8 protein-coding genes are annotated in these 9,660 nt (G+C 40.7%); 4 read left to right on the forward strand and 4 right to left on the reverse strand.

What is annotated here, in order from left to right:
• Positions 1-71 precede the first annotated feature (71 nt).
• Positions 72-2,255, forward strand: coding sequence for a S9 family peptidase (locus tag FM107_RS19020; protein WP_256959639.1), 2,184 nt, complete (start codon positions 72-74; stop codon positions 2,253-2,255).
• Positions 2,256-2,313: 58 nt separating this feature from the next.
• Here FM107_RS19020 and FM107_RS19025 read toward each other — a convergent pair whose 3' ends face one another.
• The gene (locus FM107_RS19025) at positions 2,314-2,601 is read right to left on the reverse strand and encodes a hypothetical protein (RefSeq protein ID WP_256959640.1); all 288 of its coding nucleotides are present in this window, start codon (positions 2,599-2,601) and stop codon (positions 2,314-2,316) included.
• 530 nt (positions 2,602-3,131) lie between these two features.
• Here FM107_RS19025 and FM107_RS19030 point away from each other — a divergent pair.
• From FM107_RS19030 to argC, 3 genes are all read left to right on the forward strand, one after another.
• On the forward strand, positions 3,132-3,848 hold the full coding sequence (locus tag FM107_RS19030) for a GNAT family N-acetyltransferase (protein ID WP_086950057.1): 717 nt from the start codon (positions 3,132-3,134) through the stop codon (positions 3,846-3,848).
• 46 nt (positions 3,849-3,894) lie between these two features.
• Positions 3,895-5,091, forward strand: a complete 1,197-nt coding sequence (argG, locus tag FM107_RS19035) for an argininosuccinate synthase (RefSeq protein WP_086950058.1) — start codon at positions 3,895-3,897, stop codon at positions 5,089-5,091.
• A gap of 76 nt (positions 5,092-5,167) precedes the next feature.
• Positions 5,168-6,187 carry an N-acetyl-gamma-glutamyl-phosphate reductase gene (gene argC / locus FM107_RS19040; protein WP_086950059.1) on the forward strand — a complete coding sequence of 340 codons (1,020 nt, stop codon included), beginning with the start codon at positions 5,168-5,170 and terminating at the stop codon, positions 6,185-6,187.
• Positions 6,188-6,271: 84 nt separating this feature from the next.
• On the opposite strand, the gene FM107_RS19045 is transcribed toward argC, so the two are convergent.
• The 3 genes from FM107_RS19045 to hemB form a co-directional block, all read right to left on the reverse strand.
• Positions 6,272-7,084, reverse strand: a complete 813-nt coding sequence (locus FM107_RS19045) for a hypothetical protein (protein WP_256959641.1) — start codon at positions 7,082-7,084, stop codon at positions 6,272-6,274.
• A gap of 77 nt (positions 7,085-7,161) precedes the next feature.
• Positions 7,162-8,475 (reverse strand): glutamate-1-semialdehyde 2,1-aminomutase, encoded by a 1,314-nt coding sequence (gene hemL, locus FM107_RS19050; RefSeq protein WP_086950061.1) that lies wholly within the window; start codon positions 8,473-8,475, stop codon positions 7,162-7,164.
• Positions 8,476-8,620: 145 nt separating this feature from the next.
• The coding region (gene hemB, locus FM107_RS19055; RefSeq protein WP_256959642.1) for a porphobilinogen synthase at positions 8,621-9,660 on the reverse strand (1,040 nt) is incomplete at its 5' end.

Genomic DNA, 9,660 nt, shown 5'->3' on the forward strand with positions numbered 1-9,660 from the left:
TGTTTCGTCTTAAACAAATATAATGGAACTAGCAGGCACTTCTTGTTAAAAAAGTTTAAAATCAGTTTTTTTTGATAAATTTAGAATCAAATCTGACCGAAATGTTTAAAAAATGGATCTATATAGTTATTATTGGAGCTATGTTAGCAACTTCCTGTGTAAATAAAAATGGTAGCACGCCCGTAAAATGGGCTGATGCCACCGCGCCAATCGCTGCAACCAAAGCGTATACAAGAATTATACATTCAGACACGGTAATGGATGAATATTATTGGTTGAACGACTATTTCAAACAAGGACCAGACTCTACATCGGTGGTCGCCTACTTAGAACAGGAGAACCAATATACTGCGACAATGATGGAAGATACTGAAGTATTACAAGAATCTTTGTTTCTGGAGATGAAGGGCCGCATAAAAGAAAAGGATGAATCTGTTCCATATTTAAAAAATGGCTATTACTACTATCGCAGGACCGAAGAAGGTCAGCAATATTATAAACTCTGTCGTAAGAAGGGGAATCTTCAATCGACAGAAGAGGTGTTGCTTGATGTAGACAAGATGGCCGAGGGGTATTCTTATTTTGCCGTTGGTGGCTTCTCGGTAAGTCCTGATAACAAGCTTCTAGCTTATGGGGTAGATACGGTATCTAGAAGGGAATATACGATTCATGTCAAGAACCTGGAAACTGGTGAGGTTTTCGTAGACAAAATTGAACGAACTTCCGGTGGATCTACGTGGGCTAATGATAATAAAACATTGTTTTATACCTCCAAGAATCCTGTGACCTTATTGAGTGAAAAAATTATGCGACACACATTGCATGAGGAAAGTCAGCACGACGTAGTGGTATACCTAGAGCAAGATAACACAAATTATATAGGCGTTGGGAAATCAAAAAACGGTGCATATATCTTCATTTATACCGGTGGTACATTATCTTCGGAAGTGCTGATACTTGACGCCAGTACACCTGAGCAGCCATTTCGGTCGTTTCAGCCACGTATAAAAGATGTGTTATATAGTGTGATACCCCTGGCAGATCGTTTTTTAATTCTTACAAATGACGAAGCGAAAAACTTTAAGGTGATGGAATGTCCCCTTAATAAGACGGGTAAAGAAAATTGGAAGGAGTTTATTCCGCACCGCGAAGATGTTCTAATATCTGACGTAGAGGAATTTAAAAAATTTCTGGTTATCTCGGAGCGAAAAAATGGCCTGACACAGATGGCTGTTCGATCCCTGGAGGACAGTAGTCAACATTATTTGGATTTCGGTGAGCCTGCATATACCGTATATCCGAGTACAAATGTCGAATACGATACCGATATTTTACGCTACGGCTATACTTCGCTGGTCACACCGTCCTCAACATTTGATTATAGTATGAGTAGCATGACAAAGGAGCTCATGAAGCAGCAAGAAGTGATTGGTGGATATAATTCCGAGCTATACGTAACCGAACGCCAGTTTGCCAGCGCGATTGACGGGTCAAAGATACCGATCTCTATTGTTTATAAAAGAGAGTTTGAAAAGAACTCACAAGCCCCCTTACTCCTTTATGCTTACGGATCGTACGGTTCCTCTATGGACCCTTCATTCAGCTCCTCACGGCTTAGTTTATTAGATCGGGGATTCGTTTACGCCATTGCACATATTCGAGGTGGCGAGGAGATGGGACGTCAATGGTATGACGATGGTAAAATGTTGAAAAAGAAGAATACATTTACGGACTTTATCGACTGCGGTAAATACCTCGTTGATGAGAATTATACGTCTGCCGAACATTTGTATGCACAGGGAGGCAGCGCCGGAGGGTTGTTAATTGGAGCGGTCGCCAACATGGCGCCCGAATTATGGAACGGGATGATTGCTGAAGTACCTTTCGTCGACGTCGTCACAACGATGCTCGATGAGACTATTCCACTGACGACCAATGAATATGATGAGTGGGGTAATCCGAATGAAAAAGAGGCGTACGACTATATGAAATCATACTCTCCGTATGAAAATATTGAGAAAAAAGAATACCCAAATTTGCTGGTGACAACAGGCCTGCATGATAGTCAGGTCCAGTATTTTGAACCTGCAAAGTGGGTTGCAAAACTACGAGCGAACAAGTCAGGATCGAATGTCGTACTCTTAAAAACTGACATGGATTACGGTCATGGGGGGGCTTCCGGTCGTTTCGATTATCTTAAAGAGGTTGCATTAAATTATGCATTTCTTCTTAAGTTAGAGGGGGTTACGAAATAGAAACAATAATTTGGAAATTAAATAGATGCAAGCCGCGATACTTATGGCGTGCTTGTATCTATTTTTTTAATGAATCTTGTAAATGGTTCTCTTGTTCGATTTCGCGTGAGTCGATTTGATGCTGCTCATAATTCTGAATTGCAACCCTGCTTGCCTTTTGCGAGACAATTACGCCTATAATTGCGATTACAGTAACCACTACTAATCCCCAAACATATTTCTTTTTGTCTTGTTTAACAAGCCAATACATGATGAAAATATAAGGAATTGCAAAGAATATGTAGAAAATAATACTTGGACCTACCATTTTTCCGTTGATTTTTAATAACAGTGCAAAATTACTCATTTTAAGACATAAAAAAAATTAGCACTGCATTCAGGTGTTTGATGCTCAGGAATGTCCCCTATGGCAATAGAAAAGCGTTTCTCGAGCGGTGGTATTTGAGCAATTTTAAAGGCCATGTACGATGTGGGATTTTTAAACTTTCTAGGATTTTTAATGTCTTTTTAGTATATTGACGCTTAGAACGATAGGATGATAAAATTTTAACAAAAAAACTACAACAGTATTGCATAAAAGAAAAAAATATTTTTTTACTTTTGTCCTGTCTAAAAAATGAAAATAGATGAAATACATGAATAAATACGCGAATATTCCAACACAGCTTTTTAGAAAGTACGTGGGGGAATATTTGTGGGCGCTGCGTTCGTTTATTCGTCCTATTTTACGATTCCGACGACCTATACTGCCTCGAGCTTGATTCGGAGGCAGGCGACTTCCAAAATTGATTGCCATCCAGCTCGATGGGGTTTCAATCGTTAATTAAATATTTTTTCGCCGCACATACGTGCAAATTAAATAGGTCGACATCTTAGATGACACTTTCAGATTTTTTAATTGTTCCCGCTACTTCTAAGGATGTAGTACATGCAAAGGCTATTTGCAATGAAATGTTTGAGTCTGCAAAAGCTCGAGGGACGGGTATTGCTCGCCGTAAGCCGGAATATGTGTCCGGAAAAATTGAGGAGGGTAAGGCTGTTATTGCATTACATAAAGACGGGCGTTGGGCAGGTTTCTGTTACATCGAGACGTGGGGACATGGCGATTACGTAGCAAACTCAGGTTTGATCGTCAGCCCCGAATTCAGAAAAGTAGGCTTAGCAAAGGCGATCAAAAAACGTATTTTTGAACTCTCCCGTGAGAAATATCCCAATGCCAAAATTTTCGGACTAACAACAGGTCTCGCCGTAATGAAAATCAACTCAGATTTGGGCTATGAACCGGTAACCTATTCGGAACTAACCCAAGATGAAGAATTTTGGAAAGGCTGTAAGTCTTGCGTAAACTTTGACATCTTGGTGAGTAAAGAACGCAAAAACTGTATGTGTACGGCGATGTTATGGGATCCCGTCGAAAAAGAGCGGAGTTTGAAAGAAAAGATCCAGCGTCGTGCAGAAGCAAAAGAGCGGTTGGATAGAATAGTCAAAAAGCAATCCCTGTTAAAACGCATCGAAGCCAAATTATGGAAATCAACCAAGAAGTTGGTAGCGACAATATTTCCGGTGGGCACGGGCATTGTTAAAGGAGTATAATTTATAGATATGAAAGCTCGTCAGTAGCTAAAATAAAATTTGAGAAATGAAAAAAGTAGTATTAGCGTTTAGTGGAGGGTTGGATACTTCATTCTGTTGTATTTATCTTACAAAAGACCTAGGTTTAGAAGTGCATTCTGTTGTTGTAAATACCGGAGGTTTTTCAGAGGAAGAATTGATTCAGATTGAGAAGCGTGCGTATGCCCTGGGGGTGAAATCACACAGAGCGATCGATTCAACTGAAGATTACTATCGTGATACGCTTAAATATTTAATCTTTGGTAACGTTCTAAAAAATGGCACATATCCCTTATCGGTCTCTGCCGAGCGGGTTTGTCAAGCCACGGCTATTGCGAACTATGCAAATAAAATAGGCGCCGAATCGGTTGCCCATGGTTCTACTGGAGCCGGGAATGATCAGGTACGTTTCGATATGATTTTCAATACAATTATACCGGGCGTGGAGATTATCACCCCCATACGGGATCTTAAACTGTCTAGAGAGCAAGAAATTGAGTACCTTGCTAAACATGGAGTGGAGATCAATCCCGAAAAAGCTAAATATTCAATAAACAAAGGGCTGTGGGGAACGTCTGTAGGCGGAGCGGAGACACTTACTTCCAATCAATATTTGCCCGAAGGTGCATGGCCAACACAAGTAACTAATACCACCCCGCAGACGATAACAATTGATTTTGTTAAAGGCGAACCTATTGCGTTAAATGAGCGTCAGATTGGATCGGTAAAAGTTATTCAGGAATTGCAAGAGCTTGCTCAACCTTATGGCATCGGTCGAGATATTCATGTCGGCGATACCATTATTGGAATTAAAGGCCGCGTCGGATTTGAGGCAGCGGGTCCATTGATCTTAATAAAGGCACATCATACCTTAGAGAAACATACACTGACGAAATGGCAATTAGCCTGGAAAGATCAAATAGCCGCATTTTATGGGAACTACATGCATGAGGGTCAAATGCATGATCCGGTTATGCGTGACATTGAAGCTTTCTTAACGTCGGCTCAACAATCGGTATCCGGCCGTGTCATTGTGGAACTGCACCCATATCGTTTTGTCATCATTGGCATCGAATCCGATTACGACTTGATGTCTAATAAATTTGGAAGCTATGGTGAAATGAATGAAGGATATACGGGAGACGATGTAAAAGGTTTTGCAAAAATATTCGGCAATCAGACAAATATTTGGCATAAAGTAAATGAGAGCGTTAAGGGCCAATAGTGCAGTAGGAATACGTTGGATGGAGGAAAGCCTTGCTGTTCATTCGCATATACGGCTTGCTCTAAAGTAATTTAAAATGAGTAGAATAAAAGTAGGAATTGTAGGATCGGCAGGCTATACAGGTGGTGAGTTATTACGGTTATTGATTTTTCACCCGCAAGTGGATATTGTCTTTGCAAATTCCGTTTCTAACGCCGGTAAGAAAGTTTATGAAGTGCATACTGACCTGTTCGGTGATACGGAATTAGAGTTTTCGACCGAATTTCATTCGCATATCGATGTGCTATTTTTATGCGTTGGTCATGGCGATGCTCGGAAATTTCTGGAAGCGAATACTGTGAGTGAACAAGTGAAAATAATTGATTTGTCGCAAGACTATCGTTTAACAGCCAACAAGGATTATCAACACGATAAATTCGTTTATGGTTTGCCTGAACTCAACCGAGACGAAATTCGTGGAGCGCAATATATTGCCAATCCAGGTTGTTTTGCAACGACGATCCAACTGGGGCTGCTACCACTCGCTGCCGAAGGATTGTTAGGTGATGCAATCCATATTAATGCTACAACAGGATCTACAGGAGCTGGCCAAAAGCCAGGGCTTACTACGCATTTTTCGTGGCGTAATAATAATCTCTCAGCATACAAATCATTTGAACATCAGCATCTTCAAGAAATATCCGAATCGTTGAATCAATTACAGCCTGGTTTCCTTCCTCAAAGTGAGGAGCCGTTAATGGTACGTGCAGGGCAGAAACTTCATTTTATACCGCAAAGAGGTGCTTTTGCTCGTGGTATATTTGCCGCAAGCTACATTGACTCTACATTGTCGCAACGACAGGCGGTGGATCTATATAAGCAATTTTATGAGAACCATCCATTTACTTGGGTGAGCGATTCGAACGTTGATCTTAAGCAGGTAGTAAACACTAACAAGAGTATTATGTCCCTCGAGAAACATGGTGATAAGCTTCTGATCGTAAATGTCACAGACAACCTACTAAAAGGAGCATCTGGACAGGCTGTTCAGAATATGAATTTATTATTCGGAATGGACGAACGTATGGGGCTAAATTTGAAAAGTGTTGGCTTTTAGGGCAAAGAATAAAAAACACTATTATTTAAAAAGGGTTGAAGCTATTAAAACTTCAACCCTTTTCTTTGAACCTTTTGCGACGATTTATTCAGCAGAAAGGTTTATTTTTCTCTCGATAGATACATTATCGCCGGTAACAGCGTTACCATCTGCGTCTACAAGTGTCAATTTGAAATTATTTTCACCCATCGGTAAGTTTAACACTTCATATGGCACCCATTGGTCTAAAGTGAATTCTTGTCCGTTGATCTCCGCTTTAACATTATACGAATCCGCACCTAAGCTACCGTTCACAACGAAAAAGTCCAAAAGCAAAGCTTTTGTATCATCGCCAACATAATCGCCTTTTGGACGACTGTAGAACAATGCAGGTTGGTCAGGAGTTGGTATATCTTCAATCTTGGCATCAGCAGTTACTTTAAATTTTACCAATTTCGACGCGTCCGTTGTTTTGATCGACTCGTGGAATGAGCGTGATAAAAAAGACATTAAATAATGTTCGGAATTTAACGGTACCGTTACTGAATGTTCTGGCTTATATAACGCTGCATATGGCGTATTGTCTAATATAAAATGGATATGCTGCCCATCGTGTGAATTAGCCATTGTGTGTTCGTGCTCAGTTTGCGCTGTAAGCTCGAAGTTGGTTACATCATATTTTACTGTGACTTTCGCCGAATCAGTTCCTACTTTTTCTGCGGTAATTGACGATATTTTTAATGTTGCACCTGGGAACTCTTTTGCATGTGACAGCGGGTTCACCGCGATCGCACCTGTTGTTTCCGTCTGTGCCGTTGAGTCTTGTGTTTCTGCTTCCGAGTTGTTCGATGTAGGATTACAAGAAACAATTGTTGCTGATAATGTTAGTAAGGCTATAGAAGCTCTTAGTGTAGTCATTTTCATGTCGTGTTTATTTGATTATATAATGTTATTCATCAGATATTCTAACAAATATAAACATAAAATTGTTTTACCTATTGAAATACAATATCTAATGCTACTTTTATCGCCGAAATCGTAGTGGCTAGGTCTTGCTCGGTGTGTGCACTCGAGATAAAACCCACTTCATATCCCGAAGGTCCAAAATAGACACCTTGGTTCAATAATGCACGGTGCATGATCTTATATTTTGTCATTGAGTTGGCATCAATTTGATCGGCACGTGTGATACGCGTTCGGTCGGTGAAAGCAAACCAAAAAATAGAGCCTATCGTAAAGATTTGTACTTTATATTTTTTTTCTTGGATAAAAGAGCGAATTTGTTCAACAAAGTTAAGTGTCGTGTCTTCTTGATTTTTATAGAATTGTTCCTGTAAAAGAATATTTAATGCGGCAATGCCGGCGGCCATTGCTATCGGATTTCCTGATAGTGTTCCGGCTTGATATACGGGGCCCTGTGGAGAGATGCTTTCCATAATCTCGTTCGATGCTCCGTAAGCTCCTACTGGCATGCCCCCGCCAATAATTTTACCATAGGTAATAATATCGGGTTGAATTCCGTAATAATGTGCGGCACCTTGGAAGCCTAAGCGGAAACCGGTGATCACTTCATCAAAAATTAACATACTACTGTTGTCTGATGTTATTTGCCGTAAAAACTTGATGTATTCCGGATCTTGCAAAAGTAGACCGTTGTTAGCAGGAACCCCTTCGATGATAACGGCCGCAATTTGATCTTTAAAATCGGCAAAGACCTTTTCTAAAGCAGCTTTATCGTCTAATGCAATGACAATGGTTTCTTCGGCGAACGCTTTGGGTACGCCTGCAGAAGACGTTTCTCCAAACGTAACTAGTCCGGATCCGGCTTTTACGAGTAGTGCATCGGAATGCCCGTGGTAGCAACCATCAAATTTGACTATTTTATCTCTTTTAGTATAACCGCGAGCAAGTCGGATGGCCGACATGACCGCTTCGGTACCGGAACTTACAAAACGGATTTTTTCAATATAACTATTGTTTTTTAAAATGAGCGCTGCTAATTCATTCTCTAAACGTGTGGGTGCGCCAAAGCTTAATCCTTTGTCAAGTTGACTGGCTACAGATTCACGAATTTGTGGGTTGTTGTGTCCGAGAATTAATGGTCCCCAAGAACAACAAAAGTCGATGAATTCATTACCATCGGCATCCCAAATATGAGCTCTATCACCTCTTTCAATAAATAGGGGTGAACCATAAACCGATTTGAATGCGCGCACAGGTGAGTTAACTCCCCCAGGAAAAAACTTCTGTGCATTTTCGAAAAGTTCCGTTGACTTTTCACGTGAAATATCTTCAAGTTTTATAGCCATAATCGTATTAATTATTTGTGAAGTTATAAAATTGTTCAGCATTATTATAACGTAAGCGTCTTCAGGTTTTCTGATTGACGCATCGTACGTTGATATCTAAAAAAATAAGGGCCAGAAAGCCGGCCCTTATTGCGATTTTTTTCCGTTACTTTAGCCAACCTTTTTCTAACACTTCCTTAGCATGATAAGTGAGGATGGAGGTCGCTCCGGCCCGGCGGAAACTAAGAAGCGTCTCCATAATTGACCGTTCAGCATCCAACCAACCATTGCCGATCGCAGCCTTCAGCATAGCATACTCGCCCGAGACATTGTATGCAGCGATAGGAAGGTCGAAGTTATCGTGTAAGAGTTTAATAATATCTAGATAAGGTAAACCTGGTTTCACCATTAAAAAGTCGGCTCCCTCTTCCATATCCAATTGTGCTTCAATTAGCGCTTCGCGCGAATTTGCGGGGTTCATTTGATACGTTTGCTTATCACCAGCCTTGGGCGCGGAATTTAACGCATCGCGGAATGGCCCGTAGAAAGCAGATGCATATTTTGCGGTGTACGACATCAACGACACATCCTTAAAACCATTATCGTCTAATACTTTCCGGATGTAACCGATACGACCGTCCATCATATCCGATGGCGCGATAATGTCGGCACCCGCCCGAGCGTGTTCCAGGGACATTTTACCTAAAACCTCTAGCGTTTCGTCATTTAGAATTTTCCCATTCTCTACAATACCATCGTGCCCATCAGAACTATATGGATCCATGGCGACATCTGTGACGATACAGGCCTCCGGGAAGTTATCTTTAACTGCTTTGATAGCGCGCAGGTAAAGGTTGTCCGGCTGGTAGCTAACCGATGCGTATTTATCTTTTAATAAATCGTCTATATTTGGGAAAAGATCAAAACTTTTTAGTCCTAAATTTAAACAACTTTCCACCTCGCGAAGAAGATTGTCGATAGAATATCGGAATACACCTGGCATCGAGGACACCTCCGACTTTTGTTGTTGTCCCTCCACTATAAATAATGGTAAAATCAAATTAGCAGCCGAGAGATGATTTTCTTGAATCATGTCTCTTATGATTGCGGACTTTCTATTTCTCCTTGGACGCTGTAACATAGCTATATGTACCCGTTGGGTGAAATTAAATAATTTGTATTTTAACGTTATTGATGTTTCTGTTA

The organism is Sphingobacterium sp. JB170 (assembly GCF_900163865.1).
GTDB lineage: Bacteria > Bacteroidota > Bacteroidia > Sphingobacteriales > Sphingobacteriaceae > Sphingobacterium.

What these genes read in the sequence shown, in the direction of transcription:
- FM107_RS19025 (WP_256959640.1), bottom strand. Translation starts at nt 2,601, where the DNA reads ATGAGTAATTTTGCACTGTTATTAAAAATCAACGGAAAAATGGTAGGT.
- FM107_RS19030 (WP_086950057.1), top strand. Translation starts at nt 3,132, where the DNA reads ATGACACTTTCAGATTTTTTAATTGTTCCCGCTACTTCTAAGGATGTA.
- argG (WP_086950058.1), top strand. Translation starts at nt 3,895, where the DNA reads ATGAAAAAAGTAGTATTAGCGTTTAGTGGAGGGTTGGATACTTCATTC.
- argC (WP_086950059.1), top strand. Translation starts at nt 5,168, where the DNA reads ATGAGTAGAATAAAAGTAGGAATTGTAGGATCGGCAGGCTATACAGGT.
- FM107_RS19045 (WP_256959641.1), bottom strand. Translation starts at nt 7,084, where the DNA reads ATGACTACACTAAGAGCTTCTATAGCCTTACTAACATTATCAGCAACA.
- hemL (WP_086950061.1), bottom strand. Translation starts at nt 8,475, where the DNA reads ATGGCTATAAAACTTGAAGATATTTCACGTGAAAAGTCAACGGAACTT.